The sequence below is a fragment of the Pseudomonas sp. QD4 genome (assembly GCF_049199125.1).
GTDB lineage: Bacteria > Pseudomonadota > Gammaproteobacteria > Pseudomonadales > Pseudomonadaceae > Aquipseudomonas.
Genome location: NZ_JBLZOM010000012.1, coordinates 63,896 through 84,666, shown reverse-complemented (window position 1 = coordinate 84,666; position 20,771 = coordinate 63,896). Strand labels below are relative to the sequence as shown.

Below are 20,771 nucleotides of genomic sequence, written 5' to 3'. Positions count from 1 at the left end.
TTCAGCGGGCGGGAATTTCGCCACCGGCGGCCTGCAAGTGCTGGTATTGCAGGCACAGGTAGTGGGCAATGATCAGCCGCGCCGGCACCCCGGCCTCCGGCGCCATGCGCTCAAAGGCGCTGTAGCCCGCCGCGCGCAGGGCCAGGCCGCGCTGCTGCAAGGCCTGGTCGACACCCGACGCCACGTGCGGGTCCACCCCACGCTCGGCCTGCTGGCACAACCAGCCGGCGAACTCCGGTAGCAGGTGGCCGCTGGGCAGCAGCACCTCCTGCTCTGGCGCGTCCAGCGTCTCATCCACAGCCGCCAGCGGCGTTGCGGTGGCCGGTGCCTGATCGAAATGCAGCGCATCGAGCAACGGCTGGCCGGGGGCGGCATCGGCGCGAATCAGGCTCAAGGGCTCGGCAATCAGCCGGCCCGCCTGCTCATAGACCCGCGCCACCAGCCGCGCCCCCTCGACCCAGGGTTCGCCAGCCACTTGCTCGATCCGGCCGATGGCGTGCCGGGTGTAGGCCGAATAGCGCAACTCGACCCACAGGGTCGCGCCTTGATGGTCGTGCAGCGGCCAGACCAGGGTCTGGCGTGTGCTGTCGAACTGCACCGTGCCCACGGCAGCCGGCTGCAACAGCGTCCAGTCGTTCATCGGCCGCGCCGGGGTCAGCAAGCTGCGGCGCTGGGCCGAACGGGCCTGGAGCAAAGCGCTCCAATCCTCTGCCGCCGGCAGTTGCTGCCACTGCGCCGTGGTCAATGGTTCAAGCACGGTGGCCTGTACCGACTCGGCCACCGACAGGCGCCCGTCGCCATTGACCTGGGCGCCCATCAACGACAGCCGCCGGCCGCTGGCATGGGCCGGCGACAGCAGACCGCTCCAGGGGCCCGGATGGCGGTAGCGCAGCAACGGGTTGAAGCCGCGTTGCAGCTCGGGCCGGGCCTCGGTGCAGGACAAAAAACCCTGTTGCGCCGGGCTCCAGAACACCAGGCTCAAGCCCTGGTAACCGGATGCCGTGCGCCAGGCATTGGCGCCCAACCCCCACAGTTCCAGGGCCGTCGACGGCGTGTACTGGCTGCGCGCCTGGCCCAGCAGGCGCACCGGCTCTTCGCCACGTTGCGCGGCGCTGGCCAAGGCCTGGAGCAAGGCATAACAGCGGCTCAGTTCATCGAACAGGCGCTGGCCATCGGCCCCGGCCGCCCGCTCCAGCAGCAGTTGCACCTGATCCGCCAGGCGCCGCAGCGACAGGGCCAGGCGCGGGTAATCGGCGCCCTGGGCCCACACCGCCAGGGTCACGTAACGCTGCTGCATGGCCTGGGACAAATGGGCCAGGCCCACCGCCACCGACTCCTCCAGCAATTGCCGCGCGCCCTGGCGCAATCTGCTGCGCGCGGCCTCCCGCAGGGCCGGGCTCGACTCGGCATTGGCGCCGCCCAGCGGCTCGGGCGCGATCAGTTCCAGCCCTTGCCGACGGCGCAGCGCCAGCACCGCCGCCACCTGGTGCTTCTCCAGGGCGCCGCTGCGCTGGTCGGCGAGCATGCCACCCAGGGGGCCGCCCATATAGCGCAGGGTCAGGGGTGGCGTGCCCAGGGTCAGGGTCAGGTTGTGCTCGCCGCCCAGGTGCAGCTCCTGTTCCATGTCCAGGTCCATGACGAACTGCCAGGCCCAGCGATAACCCGGCTTGCCCCCATGCTTGAGCAACTCGGCATGGGGCAGCGCGAGCAAGCTGTCGAGCAGCACCTGGCGCTGATCCGGCGCCGGTTCGGGCTCGGCGCCAGGCGCCAGCGGCGGACCCTGCTCGGCCAAAATCTCACGCAGACCCAGGGCGCCGGCCAGGATGTGCTGGCACACGCCGCTGGCCGGGCAGCTGCACTGGGCAAAGGCCGGCCCGCGCTGATCAAAGCGCAGTTGATAAGGGCCGCACTCCAGCAGCAGGTGCTCCGGGCCCTCCTCCAGCAGCCGTGGCGGGCTGTTTTCCAGGTCTTTATAGGCGCGGCGCAACAGGCCGCGATTGGCCAGGGCGACAAAGGCTTCGTCGTCAAAACTCAGCAGTTGCGCCAGCAGCGCCGGGCGCAGGCTCATGAGATCACCTTGAGCAGCCAGTGGGCCAGGCGCTGCGGGCTCAGGGCGGCGATCTGCATGCCGCAGGCGGCGAGGCTGGTGGCCATCTGCCGGTCGTAATCGGGGTTGGCCTGGTCGTCGAGAGCGGCCAGCCCGAGCAGGGTCACCCGCGCCTCGGCCAGTTGCTTGACGGTGCGCAGCAGCTCATTGGGCGATGCCCCTTCGTAGAAGTCACTGACCAGCACCAGCACCGTGCGCTGGGGGTTTTCCAGCAACTGGCTGCAGTAGCGCAGGGCCTTGCCGATATCGGTGCCGCCCCCCAGTTGCACGCGCATCAGGGTTTCCACCGGATCGCCCGCATGCTCGCTGAGGTCGACCACGTCGGTGTCGAACACCACCACCTTGACCCGCAGCGCCGGCAGCCCGGCGAGAATCCCGGCCATTACCGCGCTGTGGATCACCGAATCGGCCATGCTCCCGCTCTGGTCCACGCAGAGGATGATGTCCCACGGCAGGCGCCGGCTGTTGCGCTGGAAGAAGTACAGTTTTTCCACCACCAGCCGCTGGCGCTCGACGTCGTAGTGCTTGAGGTTGCGCCGCAGGGTGCCCAGGGCATCGAAATTGCGGGCCACGGCCATGGGCGAATGGCGCTGGCGATTGAGGCGCCCGGACAGCACCTGGCGCACCTGCGGCTCCAGCCGCTGGCGAATCTCTTCCACCACCTGGCGAATGATGCGCCGCACCATCACCAGCACCTCGCCCTGCAAGTGCCCGCGCAGGGCAAGCAAGGTGCGCAACAGCTGTTGGTTGGGTTCCAGGCGCTCCAGGGCCTGGGGGTCGGTGACCAGCTCGGTCAGGCCGTAGCGGTCCAGGGCGTGCTGCTCGATCACCTCCACCGTGTCCACCGGGAACAGCTCGCGTACCTCGCCCAGCCAGGTCACCAGGGTCAGTTGGCTCGGGTCGAGGGAGCCAGCGCGAGCGTCTTCACGCAGCCCCCGGCCCTGGTATTCACGGCCGTAGAGGTATTCCAGGGCCACGTCCATGCGCGCCGCCCGGCCTTCCAGCCCGGCACCGCCGGCGGCGTCACGCAGGGGTTTATCGGCGTATTTGCCCAGCACCAGGCGCCAGCGTTCGAGGGGGGTCATGGCGTCATCCAGGGGTCGAGGCCGTCGCCCTGCAACACCAGGGCCAGGCTTTGCGACAGGCGCAGGTTGGCCTGGACCTGATCGGCCTGCAGCGAGGCATGGCGCAACCGGCCCAAGTCATCGGCGCCGTGCAATTGGGCGACCCGGGTTGCGATGCGGTCGGTTTCACGCGGGGTCATTTCGGCAAAGGCCAGGCGCAGCTCCGGCAGGCAGGCGACAAACTGCGCCTCGCCCCACTGGCTGAGCAATGGGTCCAGCACCTCGAGCAGGCTGGGGACCTGCCAGGCGCTCTCGCGAGCGGTGGACAGCAAGCCGCGCAGGTAGGCCACGGCTTCCTGGGGTTGACGCAGGCCGTGCAGGTGCCCGGCCAGTTCCGTGGCCAGTTGTGCTTCGGACAAGCGCCCGGCCAGGTACAGCAAGCCGGCACAGGCACCGCGCAGCAGCAGGTTGGGCTGCTGGTGCAACTGGCTGACCAGGGCCCAGTACAACGCCTGATCCAGCTCCGCACCCGCGGCCCCGGCCAGCAATTCGCGCAACTGCACCAGGCAGGCCACATGCCCCAAGGCCTCGGCTTCGCTCACGCCCTGGGCGCCGAGGTAGGTGGCACGCTGATAGGCACTGCGCAGCAACCCCGGCAAGCCCGGCAGATGCGCGGCCTGCAACGGCTCGCGGGACTCCAGCAGCAGCGACAGGCTGGCCGTGGCCGCCACCAGCGAGGCAAATACCGGGTCGGCGCCTATGGCGTCCGCCAGATGCTGCAAGGGCGTGGCCAACTGCTCATGCAGCCCCAGCACACAGGCCTGCACCAACAGCGCCGCCGCACCCCGGGCATCGGCCACGCCGTCGCCGGCCTGCTGCTCCAGGCGCTGGGCGAAGCGACTGGCCACCGCCTGGGGCAGGGTCGCGCCATACACCGACGCCTCCACCAGCGCTCCTTCGGTGCTGGCCGTCCAGGCGTACTCCCAGTGTTCCTGGAGCAGATGCAAACCGTGGCCACCGACAAAATCCGGGCCGCCGGTGCGCCAGGCGAAGGGGATGCCCAACAGCAGCAGGCCATGCAGCAACTGGCTGCTGCGCCGGTGTTCGGCGCGCCGGTACAGGTCCAGCACCACCCGGCGCGGCTGCGAGTCGTGGAGCTTCAGGCGCTGGCGCCGGGCACGGTATTCCACGTCCTTGACCAACGGCGGCGTGCCAGCCCCGGGCGGCACGCGGCCCAGGGCCTGGCCGGTGAAACAGGCGCGGGCCACTTGTCGCACCCGGACGCCGTCGGCGTCGGCATCGCCCTGGATAAAACAACTGAGGATGGCGTCGTCGACATCCACCCGGATCGGCGCATCGCGCCCGCGCAGGGTGGCCAGACGCAGCATCTGTTCGTAGGCGGCGGTGAGGGTCGGCAACGGCAGCGCCACGGCCTGCTCGCGGAGCTTTTCCGCGACCTCGAACAACAGCTCCAGGGCCGCCGCCTGCCGTGGCCGGGCCGGAGCCTGCGCGCTGCGCTGCGAGTGCTTGAGCTGGGCGTGCCACAGCCGCTGGTGCCAGGCCGGTGCGGTCATGCCGGCGGCGTAGCCATTGAGGCGTTCCAGGCGGTCGAAGCTGTAGCGGATCAGCGCGCTGGCTTCATCGGTCAGCCCGGCGCGGCTGATGGCCGGCCGCTCGACCCCGGTCGCGAGCAAGCCCGGTAACGCCACCGCATGCAGGCCACCGACCACCACCAGCACCGGCCCCTCCCCCGGACGCCGGGCGGCCAGGGCCTGCTGGATATGCCAGGCCATTTCCGCCTCACGGGCCAGGGTGCCGTCGGCCTGCAGCTCGTCGTGGCTGCAATCCAGGCGCGCCAGTTGGCAATAGGCCGCGACCCGGGTCAGGTGCTCGGACCAATCGCCCCGGGTCGCCGGCACCTCGAACAGGTGCTCCCAGAGTTCTTCGTGGTCGCGGCAACCCAGCTGGCTGGCCAGGCGTTGCAGGTGTTCGCTGCGCTGGTAACGACCTTCGTCGAGCAGCGAGTCCTGGCCGAGCTCCACCTCAGGCGGCGACGCCTCCAGGGCGCATTGCTCGGCAAAGTCGAGGTCGATAAAGCGTGCGGGAATGCCCTGGGCCGCTGCGGCGCGCAGGGCCACCAGCTCCGGCGAATAGTCACAGAACGGGTAATAGGCCGCGCGCCGCGAATCCGCCGCCGCGCCGCCCACGGCGTAGGTGTAGATCGCCAGGGGCATCTGCGCTTGGGGGTGCACCAGCAGCGGCAGCAACGGGTCGAAGGACCGTGGCCCTTCCACCAGCACCACGCTCGGCGGATGGCTGGCGAACAGTTGCTGCAATTGCCAGGCGCAACCTGGGCTGTGGTGGCGCACGGCAAACACAATCAACTCATCGCTGGCCAGGCTCTGACCCAGGGCGCGCAGGCTGGCGCTGTCCAGCCCGGTGCCAGCCAGGGACGCCTCAGCGATCAAGCTCACGCCGCGCCTCGAGCACCCGCTGCCATTGCGGTTGGCGCTGGGCCCGCTGGCGCACCACCACGTCGAAATAGTGGCGCAGCTTGCCGCCGTCCTCGGGGTTGTCCTTGAGCACGGTGCCGATCAGTTGCCGGGCAATATGCTCGCCGCCGACCACGCCGTTGCCGAAGTAGTGGGCATCCAGGCTGGCGGCGTACCCCACCGCCACCGCTTCGGCGGCAGACATCACCGCGCTGGGTTTCTCCAGCACCGTGCCTTCGGCGGTGGCGCCGTGGCGCAGGTCGTTGAACGCAGTCACCAGCAGTTCGAGCACGTCGGGGCTGAAGTCGACCTTGACCTGGGCCTGTTGCAACAGGGCTTCGGTCTGTTCGCGCACCAGCTGGGTTTCCAGGCGCCGGTCGCTGATGGGGCGCACGGTTTCGAAGTTGAAGCGGCGCTTGAGGGCGCTGGACATCTCATGCACGCCCCGGTCACGCAAGTTGGCGGTGGCCAGGATATTGAACCCCGGCGCGGCAAATACCGTGGCCTCTTCGCCCTTGAGTTCGGGTACGTGCAGCACTTTGTCCGAGAGCAGGCTGATCAGGCTGTCCTGGATCTCGGGCTGCATGCGGGTGATTTCTTCGATCCGGCACAGGCTGCCGCTGCGCATCGCCTCATACATCGGGCCGCGCACCAGGGCGCGCTGGGTCGGGCCTTCGGCCAGCAGCAAGGCGTAGTTCCACGAATAGCGGATCTGCTCCTCGGTGGTCCCGGCCGTGCCCTGTACCGTGCACAACGACTGGCCGCAGATCGCCGCCGCCAGCAGCTCGGAGAGCATCGACTTGGCGGTCCCCGGCTCGCCCACCAGCATCAACCCACGGTTGCTCATCAGGGTCACGATGCAGCGGTCGATCAGGGCATCGTCGCCATAGAACTTGCGCCGCACCTGCAACGCCCCGTCGCCGAGGATAAACCCGCGCACCGCACGCGGTGACAGGCGCCAGCCGCTGGGGCGCGGGCCGCTGTCGTGCTGTTGCAGGCGCGCCAGTTCTGCGGCGTGGGCCTGTTCGGCCGGGGCCTTGAGCATTGCGCCAGGCGCAGGGGTCATGGGCGTGGTCCTTTAAGGTGGCGTGCCAGGCGTTCAGTATTCACTTTTCTTTTCCCAATCCGGGTCGAACCCTGTGCCCTGGGCGGCGATCGAGCGCAGGTCGTGGTAGCACTCCGAGAGCAGAATCGTCGGCACCTCGGCCAGGGGCATGCTGTAGCCGCCGCGGTAGAACGTCAGGTCGACCAGGGCCACGGTGCGGTTGCTCTCCGGCAGCGGGTTGCCGGTAAAGCGGATATCGGCCGACAGCCCGAGGCTGACAAAGGACTTTTCATAGGTGTAGAACCAGCCGGCATCCTCGGTCGCGCCCCGGGTATAACCCAGCTTCAGCGCGCGGCCGCGCAGGGCGAAGGCTTCCAGCAGGTGGCCCTTGAAGTCCTCGATGGCATGGGCGTCGCCCTGCCCTTCGGGCAACTGATAGACGCCCTTGCCCAACTGCTGGAACAGCGGCGTCACTTCGTAGTCCACCAGGTGCTGCTGCCACTGGGCCAGTTCCTCGGCGCCCAGCAGCGAGTCGTGGGCCAGGCGCACCTGGGCGTCGTCGGCCAGGGTCAGCGGGTTGTCCTCGCAATCGGTCAGGCTGCCATCGTCCAGCGGGCGGAAGCTGGCCACTGCCCGGTCCCCCTCGACCTGCACCCAGACCAGGCGCTGCAACAGCCGGCGCATGATCGGGTGCTGGTTGAGGTAACGCTGCCAGTCCGCGTACGGCCACTCACGGCCCGTGCACAGAGCTTCGTAGAGGCGCTCGGTCTGCTGTTTGACGATGCTGGCCAGGGATTTCTTGGCGCTGGCGAACTGCTTCTTCGCCTCTTTGGCTTCGTCGGCGTCGTCGTCCTGGCGCGGGTCGGGCAAGGCGGCGATTTTCTTGCCGTCGGGGTTGTACAGCTCGATCTTGAAGTCGGCCAGCAAACGCGCGCTGAACAGCCGCTCGCCGTAACTCAGCTCCAGCAGGCCGTGCTCGTCGAAGCCGGCCGAAGGCAAGGTGCGGTCCGCCAGCTCGGCCAGGGTCCAGTGGTTGCGTTCGGCCAGGGCCTGGGCTTGCTGGATGGCTTCTTCCTGAAAGCCTGCGGTGCGAAAGCGACTGGCAATGGACAGCAACAGCTGGGTCGCGGACGGGTGCTCGACCCAGGCCAGCATGGCGATCAGCGCCTTGCCCTGGGACGCGCGGGTGCCATAGAACTCCTTGAGGTAACGCCCGGCCGGGGCCGCAGCATCAGCCCCGGCACAGGCCGCCACCACCGCCAGCAAGCCTTTGCTGGCCGCCGCCGAGCCTTGGGGCTGGCGCATGAAACGCGGCAGAAAGCTGGCGCTCAGCTCGTCCAGGCTCTTGCCCAGGTGCGGGCTGTCCTTGTAGTCGTCCGGGTAGCGCTGGATGAAAAACAGGGTGTTGGTGGCATGCTGCTCGGCCAGCTGCTGGGCCTGCTCCAGCGGGATCGGCCGGGTGTCTTCGGCGAGCCAGATTTCCAGCACGAACTGGCCGAAACGCTCGCGGCCGCGGGCCTCGAACATCCCGCAGAAACGCCGCAGCAACGCCCCCGGCTGCGCCGACTTGAGCTTGACCGCCTGGGCCAGCAGGCCCTGGGCCGCCAGGGCCGGAACCGGCTCCTGGGTATCGGCCCAGCGCAGTTCGGGCAAGGCGTCCCACGGGAACCACGCCAGGTCCTTGGGCGCGCCCTTGGCCATGGCCTTGCTGGTGTCGATGACCCATTGTTCGCGGTCCAGGTACTGCTCCACCGGCTGGCCCATTTGCTCCAGGGCTTCGATCATGGCGGTGCGCACGCCGTCGTTCTTGTCCTTTTTCAGGGCCTGTTCCAAGGCCGGGATCGCCGGCTGATGGCCCAGGTTGCCGAGCCACTTGGTGGCCAGCAGCCGGACCTCGGACTTGCCGGAACCCAGGGCGGCAATCAGGTGCGCCTCCTTGCCCGGCAGCTGTTCCAGAGCACGCTGGGCCAGGGCCCGCTCACCCTGGTTGGAGCCCAGGGCGATCTCGAACAGACGGTTGATCAAGGACGCGGGCGGCGCTGTCATCTTAACCACCGCGGCGTACAGCGCGTCGGTGTGATACACCTCCAGGGCCGCCAGCGCCTGCTCCAGCCAGCCCACGTGCAGGGCAAAATACGGGGCCACGGCGTCGGCATCCCAGCCCTCGGCGAACCCGTTATTGAAGCAGTCCTGCAACAGGCTGTCGCCGTCGCGGCCACGGTCCTCGAGCATCTGTGCCAGGGCCATCAGACTCAGCGAATCGTCCTGCCGATAGGCTTGCTCCAACGCGCGACAGGTGATGTGGCTCAGGCGGCCCTCGCCACTGCCCAGGGCGTTGCAGAAATCCAGGACCTTGAACGCCATCACCGCCGTCAACGCCTCGCTGTCAGCGAAGGCCTGCATCGCCGAGCGGGAAAAGTACTCACTGTGGTCTTGCGGCAGCTCGCGGGACGCCGGCGGCACCACCTCGGACGAGGCCAGGAATGCCTTGAGCTGGTTCAGGGCCGCAGCGCTGTAGTTGGGCCACAACTCCGACTTGCCGGCGGTTTTTTTCTCCGGGTGGGCGGTGTAGTACTCGGTGATGCTTTCGTTATGCCGGTCGATCAGTTGATTGAGGTCGGCCCACAATTGCTCGACCACTTCCAGGCGCTCGGGGGTCAGCGCCACCGCCCAGTCAATCACCGGGCCGCTGTAGTGAACCGGCCCCTGCTCGTGGGCAGGCTCGGCGTCCCACTCGGCAAGCAGGCCGCGCACCGAGGCCGCACGGTCGGCTTCGGCCAGGGCCCGGGCCTCGGCGCGCAGGGGCGAATCAGCCAACTGGTTGGCCAGGGCCCACAGCAGGCGCAGGGCATGGGCGCGCTGCTCGGGTTTGCCGCCCTGGATCATCAGGGTCAAGGGTTGCAGGGCACCGCGCTGGCACTTGAGCAGCAGCGGCGCCGCCTGCTCACGCACTTCGCGATTGCCGCCACAGGCCATCTCACACAGCTCACCGGCCATGGCGCTCATGACCGGCGGATCGAGGTCGTTCATCAGGTTCAGAACCTGGTGCTTGAGGTACATGTCCCCCGCCAGCAGCAACGGCCGCAGCGCCTCGACATGGCGCAGCACCCACTGTGAATAACCGTCCATATAGGGCACCAGGTAGATGCCGTAGCCCTGGCGGTAGGCGTCGTTCGAGCCGCTGAAACACGCGGTCAGCAGCGCCGAGGGCGGCAGCTGCGCTTCCAGCAGCAGAGTTTCCATCAAGGGTGCGCTGATGCGCTGGACGATGCGGGTTTCGTCGGTCTGCGGGTCGCGCAACAGCTCGACGCTGTGGGTCAGGAGCAGCTCCGGCCAATGGCTGCCGTCGGCCATGGTGATGCCGAAGCGGCGTGCCGGGCAGGCTTGCAGCACCCGCGCCCAGCGCAACAGCTGGGCCGGGTCGACATCGGTCAGATCGTGATACAGCTGCGGCCCGAGGCTGCCGACCCGGCACGCGTGCCCGCTCAAAATGTGCAGGTAGTTGGCGACGGCGTAACGCTGGCCCAGTTCGGCCAGGACCTGCGGCCCATCGCCCTGGCGCACATAGGTCAGGATCGCCTCGGCCAGGCCGGCGCGGCCGCCGTTATCGGGCAAGTGGTCAAGGGGTTCGAGGTAGGTCTGCAGGCGCTGCAGCCAGACGTTGCCCGGCACGTCGCGCGCCGCTGCGGCCGGCGTTGCGCTGGCCCCACCCAATACCTTGCCTATCCATTTGAGCATCTGTCGTCCTGTTCGCTATCGGTCCGTTTCGGGCGCGCAGGATATAACACAATGTCCCTCGGCGGCAGGGCGGCCTGCGCCGCAGGTGCCCTGCCCGGGCCGTTCGCTTATGCCTGCGGCAGCTTGCGGAAGCCCACGGCCAGGCGGTTCCAGCTATTGATGGTGGAGATTGCCACGGTGAGGTCGACCATTTCGCTGGGGCTGAACGCGCTGGCCAGCAGCTCGTAGTCGGCGTCCGGGGCGTGGGTCTGGCTGATCAGGGTCATCGATTCGGTCCAGGCCAGGGCGGCCCGTTCGCGCGGGGTGAAGAACGGCGCCTCGCGCCACACCGACACCGCGTACAGGCGGCGCTCGGTCTCGCCACCCTTGCGCGCATCGGCAGTGTGCATGTCGACGCAGAAGGCGCAGCTGTTGATCTGCGAGGCGCGCAGCTTGACCAGCTCGATCAGCGATTTTTCCAGGGGCAGTTTCGACACCGCATTTTCCAGGGCCATCATGGCTTTGAGGGCATCGGGCGAGGCGGTGTAGAAATCGATACGAGGTTGCATGAACGTGCTCCGGTACAAGTGAATGTGCCGCTACGTTAAGCCCGCCACCGCTGCCGACCCATATCCAATTGTGACAAAGATGAGGTGGCCAATCGGCCACCGCCGGCCTAGGTGTGGCTGCGCAACCACTGCATAAAGCCTTTTTTCGCCGGGGCCGGGGGCAAGTCGGCGGTCAGCACCTGGGCGCTGTGCAGGCGCAGGTCGAGCAGGTTCTTCATGGCCTCGCCGATATCCTGGCGCGCTTCCAGGCACGGCTTGAGGTAGTCCTTCTCGATGCGGTACAGGCTGCAGAAGGTCTTGGCGCTGAAGTCCGCCGGCACCGATTGCTCAGCCAGGATCCCCGCTTCGCCGATCACCTCCCCCGGCCCCATGCGCCCGGCCTCGAACGGCACGCCGGCGCGGCTCAGGGTCACCGAGACCACGCCCGACTCGATGATGAACAAATGGTCGCTGACCTCCCCCGCCGGCAGGATCATCGCCCCGGCGCGGAAGGTCTGCAGGTGCATGTTCTGGCTGAAGGTATCTTTTTCCTCCTGGCGCAGGGTCGAGAAAATCGACGAGCTTTCGAGCAAGGCCCGGGGCCGCGACAGGTTGCTGGGGGCGGCGCTCTCGCCAGTGGACAGCAGGCTCACCCCGGCGGTCTGCAGGTGGCGGAACGCCAGGTCATACAGCTGATTGCGCACCTCGCGCTTGAGCCCCATAGAGGCCACGAAGCCACTGATTTCGTACTCGACGCCGGCGCTGCCGGAGCTTTTGAGGGCCACGCTGGGCGCCGGGGTCGCCAGCAACTGGCGACAGCCGAGCATCGCCCGCTCCAGTGCCTCGATCACCCGGTGCGGCCGGGCATGGGGGCTGACCTGCACACTGATGGACACCCCGTGCATATCGCTGGGGCGGCTGAAGTTGATGATCTTGGCCTTGGCCGCCAGGGAGTTGGGGATCACCGCCATGCTGCCCTGGGCGGTTTGCAGGCGCGTGGCGCGCCAATCGATATCGGTGACCCGGCCTTCGGTGCCGTCGATGGAGATCCAGTCATCGAGCTGATAGGGCTTGGTGGTGTTGAGCACGATCCCGGAAAACACATCGCTGAGGGTGCTCTGCAACGCCAGGCCGACAATGATCGCCACGGCCCCGGAAGTGGCCAGCACGCCCTTGACCGGCAGGTCGAGCACGTAGGCCAGGGCGGCGATGATCGCGATCAGGAAGATCACCGCCCCCAGCAGGTCCTGCAACAACCGCCCGGTGTGGCCGACCCGCTGCATCATCAGGGTGCCCAGGAGCACGGTCAGGGTGCGCGCGCCAAACAGCCACCAGCCAATCTGCAAACCGGTGGCCGCCAGGTGCAGCGGCACGTTCTCCGGCCAGGGTGCCGGCTGCATGGGGTTCATGCCTTCGTTGAACAACAGCAGGCTGAACAACGAGAAAATCAGCACCCGCACCGCCAGTTGCCACCGGCTGCCCCGGCTGCCGATCAGCCGCCACAACACAATGTCGATAAAGATCAGCGCCAGGGCGCAGAGCAACGGGTGATCGGTGAGGACAGACGGCATCGCGCAACTCCAGCAAACCAGTGGCGCGAAGATCGCACACCACCTGCAGCAGCAGGTATAGCTGGAAATAAAAAACCCGGGGAATGGCGGGAAGGCGGGCTGCGGCGCGGGGCTCAAGCCCGACCGCAGCGATGGCTACCTAATGCGCGGCGTCCATCCGGCCAAAACCACCGGACTGGAAGTCGATGAAGGCCTGGTGGATTTCCTGCTCGCTGTTCATCACGAACGGGCCGTGGCCGACGATGGGCTCGTCGATCGGCTCGCCGCTGAGCAGCAGCACCACCGCATCGTTGTTGGCCTCCAGGCTCAGTTGCTGGCCGTCGCGCTCGAACAGCACCAGTTGCCCTTCGCGCGCCAGTTCCTGGCCGTTGACCTGGACCGTGCCATGCAGCACCACCAGGGCCGTGTTGCGCCCGGCGGGCAGGTCCAGGGTCAGGGGCTTGCCGGCGTTGAGGCGGATGTCCCAGACGTCGATCGGGGTAAAGGTGCGCGCCGGTCCCTGTTGCCCGGCGAACTCACCGGCGATCAGCCGCAGGTTACCGGCGTCGTCAGGCAGGCTGATGAGCGGGATATCGCCATCGATCAGGGTCTGGTAGCCGGGCGCGGCCATCTTGTCCCGGGCTGGCAGGTTGACCCACAACTGGACCATTTCCAGGGTGCCGCCACGCTGGGCGAAACCCTGGGAGTGGAACTCCTCGTGCAGGATGCCCTTGGCGGCGGTCATCCACTGCACGTCGCCGGCGCCGATGATGCCGCCGCTGCCGGTGGAATCGCGGTGCTCCAGCTCGCCCTGGTAGACGATGGTCACGGTCTCGAAGCCGCGATGGGGGTGCTGGCCCACGCCACGGCGCTCGGTGGTCGGGCTGAACTCGGTGGGTGCGGCGTGATCGAGCAGCAGAAACGGGCTGATGTGCTGGCCCAGGTTGTCGTAGGAAAACAGCGTGCGAACCGGGAAACCATCGCCCACCCAATGTGCTCGGGGGCTGGTGTAGATACCGATGATGTTCTTCATGGCGGGCCTCGAAGGGGTGGATAAAAACCGATGCGCCACCTTAAAGCAGCGCCCCGGGGCGCACTAGACGGCAAAAATCAGTTACTGCGTTCCATGGAGAGGACGATGGTGCACGCACCGCCAGCTTCCGACCTGTGGCGGTTTTGACACTGGCCGATGAAATATTTCGAGCATAATATTCACCCCTCATCGTCCTGTCCGCTCCCAGAGGAAATGCCCATGCAAAGCCCATCCCGTGATGCCACCCTGGCCCAATGGATCGCCCAGGAGCAGGACATGCGCGCCCGCCTGGCCGGGCCCGGGAGCCTGAGCCTGGCCGAAGTCAGCGCGCTCTCGCCCAGTGAATTCTTCGAAGGCATCGGCAATGGCGAACTGCCCTCGCCGCCGATTGGCAGCCTGCTGGACTTTATCCCCATCGAATGGTCGGCCGGGATGTTCCTGTTCCAGGGCACACCGGATTCACGGCACTACAACCCCCTGGGCAGCGTGCACGGCGGCTACGCCGCGACCCTGCTCGACTCGTGCATGGGCTGCGCGATTCATACCCAACTGCAAAAGGGCCAGGGCTATACCACCCTCGACCTGCGCATCAGCTACGTCCGCGCCCTCACCGGCAGCAGCGGCCCGATCCGCGCCGAAGGCAAAGTCGTGCATCTGGGCCGCTCCACCGCCCTGGCCGAAGGGCGCATCTACGATGTGGATGGGCGCCTGTATGCCACGGGGTCGACCACCTGCATGATCTTGCAGCCGCGATGAAGACGGGCGGGCCACCAGGCTGCGCTGGCCATGACAGGCGCTGTGTACATCCGGAGTATCTCCGGCGTTATTGAGGGACTGCGCAGCCTAGCGGCAGTGGCTACAGGTGTGGGTCTGGGTGCGGGCGGGGGATGGATTCGTGCGTGGGGGGCAATATTGCTTTGCCCGACCTTGGGTTTTTCTTCGGGCGGCAGGTGCGGATACTCGGGGCATTCCCACCACACTTTCGGAGTTTCTTATGTCTGTACCCGCCTTTGGCCTTGGCACGTTTCGTTTACAGGGCCAGGTTGTGATCGATTCGGTGAGCACCGGCCTGGAGCTGGGTTACCGGGCAATCGATACCGCGCAGATTTATGACAACGAAGCCGAGGTCGGCGAGGCCATTGCCGCCAGTGGCATCGCCCGCGACCAGCTGTTTATCACCAGCAAGATCTGGGTCGCCCATTTCGCCGCCGACACACTGATCCCCAGCCTCAAGGAAAGCCTGCGCAAGCTGCAAACCGACTACCTGGACCTGACCCTGATCCATTGGCCCTCCCCCGATGACCAAGTGCCGGTCGAGGAATTCATGAGCGCGCTGCTGGAGGCCAAGCAACTGGGGCTGACCCGGCAGATCGGCATCTCCAATTTCACCATCGACCTGATGCAACAAGCGATCAAGGTCGTCGGCGCCGAGCAGATCGCCACCAACCAGATCGAGCTGCACCCCTACCTGCAAAACCGCAAGGTGGCGGAGTTCGCCCGCAGCCAGGGGATCCAGATCACGTCCTACATGACCCTGGCCTACGGTGAGGTGCTGAACGATCCGGTGATCCAGCAGATCGCCACGCAGCATCAGGCCACGCCGGCGCAGGTGACCCTGGCCTGGGCCATGCAGCTGGGTTATGCGGTGATTCCGTCATCGACCAAGCGCGCCAACCTGCAAAGCAACCTGGGCGCCTGTGACCTGCGCCTGACCGAGGACGACATGGCGCGCATTGCCGGCCTGGAACGCGCCCATCGCCTGACCAGCCCCGCCGGCCTGGCGCCACACTGGGACTGAACCAAACCCCAGGGTGCTGACGCAGGCCCTGGCCGTTTTCGCTGGCGCAGGTGGTTAAAAAGCGTGCAACTTGCGCTGGCTGTTGAGGCTGGCTTGCTCCAGAGAGGGGTCGACCCAGGCCATCAGGCGCTTCAGGCTTTCCCGGTCCGGCAGTTGCTGCTGGTTGAGCTGGATCTTCTGCTGACGGCGCGACAGCACCTGGGATTGCTCCAGGCGTTGCCCGTCGTAGATCAATGCGTGGTTGATCTGAGGGTTGTCCAGACAAAAGGACAGCAGATCGAACTGGGCCTGGCCCACAAACGCGGCACTGATGATCAACAGGTCGAACGGTTCACACCCGTACTCCACCAGGGTCAGCAACTCTTCCAGGTGGTGAACCGGGGCAATCCGGAAATAGCGCAGCTGGTTCAAGTCCCTTTCTATTTTCATGCGATTGAAGTGCTGCTCATCGGCAATCAGGACACGCAAGGTTTTATTCAACATTTTTTGTCAGACCGTGACGGTTAATTCAGCGGGATGAACGTTCTAGCTCCCTAGAGATCCGGGCAGAGGTTATGCAAGTCGATAGGGGTTTGCTGTAGGAACAATCTGAAAAGCGATATAGCAACCTCATACCCGCGGCCCCTTTCAAAGACCCGAAAATTTTACTTAGGTGCCACCCCGGCAAAACAAAAAGTCCAAGCGCCCAGTAGCAAGCGTCAAGTTTCAAGCTCCACGCGAGTTGGGGCTAGGGGCTGGGCGAGTGAATTGTCGCTTTGTTTTGTAAGGCTTTTCCTAGAGAATCCCAACGGTCATTTTTGGGTGCTGCGGGCTCTTGTTCTGTATCGGGTGGGTGGCTAGTCTCCGGGTGTCGCTGCACATCAGCGATCGGGTTTCGCAGCCCGAGCCAACCCTGGACGCACAGAGCTCACCATCTGATGCAGGCATGTTGTTATGCCTGTTCATCGTTTTTATGGCGGCTGTGCGCGGGAGACTTTCGAGTCTGCCGGGGTTCCTAGGGCCCGGTCTGCGAACCTGCGTACAGCTGCCACCCTCTTCGCTTCGCAGCGAAACGTGGCGGCTCCACCACCCTAGGAGCTGCACCCATGAAAAAACTCGTTCCCGATCCCCCCTCTTCCCTGACCGATGCACTCGGCAGCACCGCCAGCCGCGCTTTTGGCTGCCGCGATGCCCGGCAGCGTTCGCTGTTGGCGATTCGCGAAGGATTCAATGCTGAAGAGGCGCTAATCCAGGTGTCGCAACTGCTGTTGAGCGCCGAGGAAGTGTCGGATGAAATCAGCAGCGCCAGCGGCGTCGAGCGGGGCCTGATCTGGTCGATGATCCATTGCGTGGAAACCGCGCGGGCCATTGTCGACGCGCTGCTCGACGGGGCCAAGGTCAAGGCCGGCAACGTCCCCTGAGCGCTTGAATCGCGAACGGTGACGGCGTTTCACTCGGTGGTGCTCGGGCTCCAGAACGCCTGTTGCACCAGCGGCGAGGTCGACAGCCGCGCCACCAGGGCATCGAGTTCGTCACCGTCAACCGAGGTGGTGGCCAGGGTCGCTTCGATCTCCACCTCCTCGCTGCCAAAGGCATGCACGTCGACGTCGCTGGCCGGGTAGTTGCTGCGCTCAAGCTCGGCTTCCAGCAGCGCCAGCACCGCCTTTTGCCGCGCGCGCTGGGCGATGACGTAGACGATATTGGTGACCTCGGCGGAAATCACATCCAGCGGCTGGCGGTTGATGTTATTGACGATCGGCCGCAGCAGGGTGTTGGCCGCCAACACAAACAGGGTGCCGAGCAACGCCTCCAGAATCAGGTCGGCACCGGCGCACGCCCCGACACCCGCCGACGCCCAGAGCGTGGCCGCGGTATTGAGGCCGCGCACATTGCCCTCCTCGCGCATGATCACCCCGGCCCCGAGAAAGCCGATGCCCGACACCACATACGCCACCACCCGCACCGCACCCTCGGCGCCGCCCAGGCGGTTGGCCATGTCGACAAAAATCGCCGCCCCCACGGCCACCAGCACATTGGTGCGCAACCCGGCCGTGCGCTGGCGATACTGACGCTCGAAACCAATCAAGCCACCGAGAACAAACGCCGCGCTGAGGCTAACCAGGGTGTCGACCAACGAGGTCAGGTTGATGTTGTCGATGGCTTGCATGGGCAGGGTCCTTGTGCGAAATGGCAAAGCGGCGTGGGCCACTGTGCCAGGGGCAGATGAACATCTGTTGAAGGGCGGAGCCTGCGTCTATTGTGGCAAAGAAATGCACAAGCCCCTTTGTGGCGAGGGAGCTTGCTCCCGCTGGGCTGCGAAGCGGCCCCAAAACCGGGCGACAAGGTGTATCAGGCACTACTCAGTGAGCTGGTTTGGGAGGGCTGCGCCCTCCAGCGGGAGCAAGCTCCCTCGCCACAAAAACTGAAGCCTGCCCCAACCCTCTTGCCGCTTGCCGCTTACCGCTTACCGCTTACCGCTTACCGCTTACCGCTAAAAGCTCGCAGCTGCTCCCTCTTATTGCCAACCAAAGCGCCGTACATAGAAGCCCTTCACCGCCTGGGTAAGTGCCATGTACGCCAGCAATATCACCGGTAAAAACACAAAATACAGCGACGGCAGCGCCTGCAATTTGAAGTAGTGCGCCAGCGGGCCCATGGGCAGGAAGATGCCGACCGCCATGATGATCCCGGTCATCACCATCAGCGGCATGGCCGCGCGGCTTTGCAGGAACGGAATTTTCGGGGTGCGGATCATGTGCACGATCAGGGTCTGGGTCAGCAGCCCGACCACGAACCAGCCGGACTGGAACAGGGTCTGGTGGTCCGGGGTGTTGGCGTCGAACACGTACCACATCAGGGCAAAGGTGGTGATGTCGAAGATCGAGCTGATGGGCCCGAAAAACAACATGAAACGCCCGACGTCCGCCGGCTGCCAGCGCTGAGGTTTTTTCAGCATTTCTTCGTCGACGTTGTCGAAGGGAATGGCAATTTGCGAAATGTCGTACAGCAGGTTCTGCACCAGCAGGTGCATCGGCAACATCGGCAGAAACGGAATGAAGGCACTGGCCACCAGCACCGAGAACACGTTGCCGAAGTTCGAGCTGGCGGTCATTTTGATGTACTTGAGCATGTTGGCGAAGGTCCGGCGGCCTTCCAGCACGCCCTCCTCCAGCACCATCAGGCTTTTTTCCAGGAGGATGATATCGGCAGCCTCTTTGGCGATATCCACCGCGCTGTCCACCGAAATACCGATGTCGGCGGTGCGCAGGGCCGGGGCGTCGTTGATGCCGTCGCCCATAAAGCCCACCACATGCCCGTTGGCCTTGAGCAGGCGGACGATGCGCTCCTTGTGGGACGGGGTGAGTTTGGCGAAGACGTTGGTGGTTTCCACCGCCAGTGCCAGCTCGGTGTCACTCATGCGTTCGACGTCGTTGCCCAGCAGCAGGCCTTGCTGCTCCAGGCCGACCTCGCGGCAGATCTTGGCCGTGACCAGCTCGTTGTCGCCGGTCAGCACCTTGACCGCCACCCCATGCTCGGCCAGGGCCCGCAGCGCCGGGGCGGTGCTTTCCTTGGGCGGATCGAGAAAGGCCACGTAGCCGATCAGGGTCAGGTCCTGCTCATCGGCCAGGCTGTAGGTGTCGCGCCCCGGGGCCATGGCCCGCGCGGCCACGGCCACCACTCGCAGGCCTTCGCCGTTGAGCCCGGAAGTGACCTGACGGATCCGCGCCAGCAATTCATCGCTCAGGGTCTCTTCGGATTCGCCATGGCGCACCTTGTTGCACACCGCCAGTACCTCTTCCACCGCGCCCTTGCAGATCAGCAGGTGCGGATGTTCCTGCTCGGCCACCACCACCGACATGCGGCGGCGGGTGAAGTCGAACGGGATCTCATCGACCTTCTGGAAGGCGGTGCCGACTTGCAGTTCGCGGTGCACTTCGACGTGCTCCAGCACCGCCACGTCCAGCAGGTTTTTCAGGCCGGTCTGGTAGTAGCTGTTGAGGTAGGCCATTTCCAGCACGTCGTCGGACTCCAGGCCCCAGACATCAACGTGCCGGGCGAGGAAGATTTTGTCCTGGGTCAGGGTCCCGGTCTTGTCGGTGCACAGCACGTCCATGGCGCCGAAGTTCTGGATCGCGTCCAGGCGCTTGACGATGACTTTCTTGCGCGACAGAAACACCGCGCCCTTGGCCAGGGTCGAGGTGACGATCATCGGCAGCATTTCCGGGGTCAGGCCCACGGCGATGGAAAGCGCGAACAGCAGCGCCTGCATCCAGTCGCCCTTGGTGAAGCCATTGATGAACAGCACCAGCGGCGCCATCACGAACATGAAGCGGATCAGCAGCCAGCTGACTTTATTGACCCCGGTCTGGAACGAAGTGGGCGCGCGATCGGTGGCGCCGACGCGCTGGGCCAGGGCGCCGAAATAGGTGCTGTTGCCGGTGGTGAGGATCAGCGCGGTGGCGGAACCTGAGACCACGTTGGTGCCCATGAACAGGATGTTGTCCAGGTCCAAGGGGTTGCTGGTGCCTTCGTCCTGCTGGCGTGGGAATTTTTCCACCGGCATCGATTCGCCGGTCATTGCCGCCTGGCTGACAAACAGGTCCTTGGCGCTGAGTACCCGGCAATCGGCGGGAATCATGTCGCCCGCCGAGAGCACGATCAGGTCGCCTGGCACCAGTTGCTTGATCGGCAGCTCGAAGGTCCGCGCCCCGCGGTTGGCCAGGGTCGCGCTGGGCAGGCGCGCCGCCGGTATCGCGGCGTCGGGGCTGAAGTCGCGGCGGATTACGGTGGCGGTGTTGCTGACCATGGCTTTCAAGGCATCGGCGGCCTTGTTCGACTTGGCCTCCTGCCAGAACCGCAGCAGGGTCGAAAGCACCACCATGGAGAAAATCACCGTGGCGGCCTTCATGTCTTCGGTCAGCCAGGAGATGACCGCCAGCAGGGTCAGCAGCAGGTTGAACGGGTTTTTATAGCAGTGCCACAGGTGCACCCACCACGGCAGGGGCTGCTCGTGCTCGACCTCGTTGAGGCCATGCCGGGCCTGCAGGCTGTCGGCCTCTTCCTGGCTCAGGCCGTCGGTGTGGCTGCCGAGGCTGTCGAGCAGGGTGGTGGCATCGCTGTTGGCCGCGCCGACCAGAGTTTGCGCGAGCGTCGGCGGCACTTCCCGGCTGACGCTGGCGTCGCTGAAGCTTTCCAGCAGCGCCAGGCGGCGAAAATGCCGGGAGAAATGCCGGGTCCGCAGAAAGCCGGCGAAAAACTCTTTCAACAGAGTGAGGTTCATGGTCGTGCCCCTAGCGGTCAGCGCAGGGAAAACCTTTGGCAGGCACGGCCACACCCCACTGGAACGACGCCCAGGCAGTTGCGGCCCGCAGGATTGAACCTGCGCGTCCGTGGCACGAGTCAGGCTTGGGGCCTGGCATCACGCACTGTTCAGAGTC

General features: G+C 65.9%; 14 protein-coding genes. 3 read left to right on the top strand and 11 right to left on the bottom strand.

Annotation, left to right across the window (positions count from 1 at the left end; translation table 11 throughout):
- Nucleotide 1 precedes the first annotated feature (1 nt).
- From ACOZJV_RS33880 to ACOZJV_RS33845, 8 genes are all read right to left on the bottom strand, one after another.
- A complete protein-coding gene (locus ACOZJV_RS33880; protein WP_421549534.1) occupies nucleotides 2–2,068 on the bottom strand; it encodes a hypothetical protein in 2,067 nt (688 codons plus the stop codon).
- Nucleotides 2,065–3,192 carry a VWA domain-containing protein gene (locus ACOZJV_RS33875; protein WP_421549533.1) on the bottom strand — a complete coding sequence of 376 codons (1,128 nt, stop codon included), beginning with the start codon at nucleotides 3,190–3,192 and terminating at the stop codon, nucleotides 2,065–2,067. The genes ACOZJV_RS33880 and ACOZJV_RS33875 overlap by 4 nt, the downstream gene beginning before the upstream one ends.
- Nucleotides 3,189–5,645: a DUF5682 family protein gene (locus tag ACOZJV_RS33870; protein ID WP_421549532.1), complete on the bottom strand. Its 2,457-nt coding sequence runs from the start codon at nucleotides 5,643–5,645 to the stop codon at nucleotides 3,189–3,191. Before ACOZJV_RS33870 ends, ACOZJV_RS33875 begins: the two co-directional genes overlap by 4 nt.
- Nucleotides 5,629–6,729: an ATP-binding protein gene (locus ACOZJV_RS33865; protein ID WP_078473958.1), complete on the bottom strand. Its 1,101-nt coding sequence runs from the start codon at nucleotides 6,727–6,729 to the stop codon at nucleotides 5,629–5,631. Before ACOZJV_RS33865 ends, ACOZJV_RS33870 begins: the two co-directional genes overlap by 17 nt.
- A gap of 33 nt (nucleotides 6,730–6,762) precedes the next feature.
- Complete coding sequence (locus ACOZJV_RS33860; RefSeq protein ID WP_421549531.1) at nucleotides 6,763–10,446, bottom strand: DUF4132 domain-containing protein; 3,684 nt, start codon at nucleotides 10,444–10,446, stop codon at nucleotides 6,763–6,765.
- Nucleotides 10,447–10,553: 107 nt separating this feature from the next.
- Nucleotides 10,554–10,994 carry a carboxymuconolactone decarboxylase family protein gene (locus ACOZJV_RS33855; RefSeq protein WP_020295525.1) on the bottom strand — a complete coding sequence of 147 codons (441 nt, stop codon included), beginning with the start codon at nucleotides 10,992–10,994 and terminating at the stop codon, nucleotides 10,554–10,556.
- A gap of 107 nt (nucleotides 10,995–11,101) precedes the next feature.
- Entirely contained in the window at nucleotides 11,102–12,544 is a 1,443-nt protein-coding gene (locus ACOZJV_RS33850; RefSeq protein ID WP_201131799.1) for a mechanosensitive ion channel family protein, read from the bottom strand.
- 139 nt (nucleotides 12,545–12,683) lie between these two features.
- A complete protein-coding gene (locus ACOZJV_RS33845) occupies nucleotides 12,684–13,556 on the bottom strand; it encodes a pirin family protein (protein ID WP_078473954.1) in 873 nt (290 codons plus the stop codon).
- Nucleotides 13,557–13,775: 219 nt separating this feature from the next.
- Between ACOZJV_RS33845 and ACOZJV_RS33840 the strand changes: the two genes are divergently transcribed.
- Nucleotides 13,776–14,312 carry a PaaI family thioesterase gene (locus tag ACOZJV_RS33840; RefSeq protein WP_421549530.1) on the top strand — a complete coding sequence of 179 codons (537 nt, stop codon included), beginning with the start codon at nucleotides 13,776–13,778 and terminating at the stop codon, nucleotides 14,310–14,312.
- 238 nt (nucleotides 14,313–14,550) lie between these two features.
- Nucleotides 14,551–15,354 (top strand): 2,5-didehydrogluconate reductase DkgB, encoded by an 804-nt coding sequence (gene dkgB / locus ACOZJV_RS33835; RefSeq protein ID WP_078473953.1) that lies wholly within the window; start codon nucleotides 14,551–14,553, stop codon nucleotides 15,352–15,354.
- A gap of 54 nt (nucleotides 15,355–15,408) precedes the next feature.
- Here the strand turns inward: dkgB and ACOZJV_RS33830 are convergent, their stop codons facing one another.
- Nucleotides 15,409–15,837: a chemotaxis protein CheY gene (locus ACOZJV_RS33830; protein WP_078473952.1), complete on the bottom strand. Its 429-nt coding sequence runs from the start codon at nucleotides 15,835–15,837 to the stop codon at nucleotides 15,409–15,411.
- Nucleotides 15,838–16,439: 602 nt separating this feature from the next.
- Here ACOZJV_RS33830 and ACOZJV_RS33825 point away from each other — a divergent pair.
- On the top strand, nucleotides 16,440–16,754 hold the full coding sequence (locus tag ACOZJV_RS33825) for a hypothetical protein (RefSeq protein WP_078473951.1): 315 nt from the start codon (nucleotides 16,440–16,442) through the stop codon (nucleotides 16,752–16,754).
- A 29-nt stretch (nucleotides 16,755–16,783) separates the two neighbouring features.
- Here the strand turns inward: ACOZJV_RS33825 and ACOZJV_RS33820 are convergent, their stop codons facing one another.
- Together ACOZJV_RS33820 and mgtA are read right to left on the bottom strand one after the other, a co-directional pair.
- Nucleotides 16,784–17,500: an MgtC/SapB family protein gene (locus ACOZJV_RS33820; RefSeq protein ID WP_020295518.1), complete on the bottom strand. Its 717-nt coding sequence runs from the start codon at nucleotides 17,498–17,500 to the stop codon at nucleotides 16,784–16,786.
- A gap of 348 nt (nucleotides 17,501–17,848) precedes the next feature.
- Nucleotides 17,849–20,614, bottom strand: a complete 2,766-nt coding sequence (mgtA, locus tag ACOZJV_RS33815) for a magnesium-translocating P-type ATPase (protein WP_201131801.1) — start codon at nucleotides 20,612–20,614, stop codon at nucleotides 17,849–17,851.
- Nucleotides 20,615–20,771: the final 157 nt, after the last annotated feature.

Bases quoted from the DNA above. Each gene is read 5' to 3' on its own strand.
- ACOZJV_RS33875 (WP_421549533.1), bottom strand. From the start codon at position 3,192: ATGACCCCCCTCGAACGCTGGCGCCTGGTGCTGGGCAAATACGCCGAT.
- ACOZJV_RS33825 (WP_078473951.1), top strand. From the start codon at position 16,440: ATGAAAAAACTCGTTCCCGATCCCCCCTCTTCCCTGACCGATGCACTC.
- ACOZJV_RS33865 (WP_078473958.1), bottom strand. From the start codon at position 6,729: ATGACCCCTGCGCCTGGCGCAATGCTCAAGGCCCCGGCCGAACAGGCC.
- mgtA (WP_201131801.1), bottom strand. From the start codon at position 20,614: ATGAACCTCACTCTGTTGAAAGAGTTTTTCGCCGGCTTTCTGCGGACC.
- ACOZJV_RS33860 (WP_421549531.1), bottom strand. From the start codon at position 10,446: ATGCTCAAATGGATAGGCAAGGTATTGGGTGGGGCCAGCGCAACGCCG.
- ACOZJV_RS33845 (WP_078473954.1), bottom strand. From the start codon at position 13,556: ATGAAGAACATCATCGGTATCTACACCAGCCCCCGAGCACATTGGGTG.
- ACOZJV_RS33880 (WP_421549534.1), bottom strand. From the start codon at position 2,068: ATGAGCCTGCGCCCGGCGCTGCTGGCGCAACTGCTGAGTTTTGACGAC.
- ACOZJV_RS33850 (WP_201131799.1), bottom strand. From the start codon at position 12,544: ATGCCGTCTGTCCTCACCGATCACCCGTTGCTCTGCGCCCTGGCGCTG.
- ACOZJV_RS33820 (WP_020295518.1), bottom strand. From the start codon at position 17,500: ATGCAAGCCATCGACAACATCAACCTGACCTCGTTGGTCGACACCCTG.
- ACOZJV_RS33855 (WP_020295525.1), bottom strand. From the start codon at position 10,994: ATGCAACCTCGTATCGATTTCTACACCGCCTCGCCCGATGCCCTCAAA.
- dkgB (WP_078473953.1), top strand. From the start codon at position 14,551: ATGTCTGTACCCGCCTTTGGCCTTGGCACGTTTCGTTTACAGGGCCAG.
- ACOZJV_RS33840 (WP_421549530.1), top strand. From the start codon at position 13,776: ATGCAAAGCCCATCCCGTGATGCCACCCTGGCCCAATGGATCGCCCAG.
- ACOZJV_RS33830 (WP_078473952.1), bottom strand. From the start codon at position 15,837: ATGTTGAATAAAACCTTGCGTGTCCTGATTGCCGATGAGCAGCACTTC.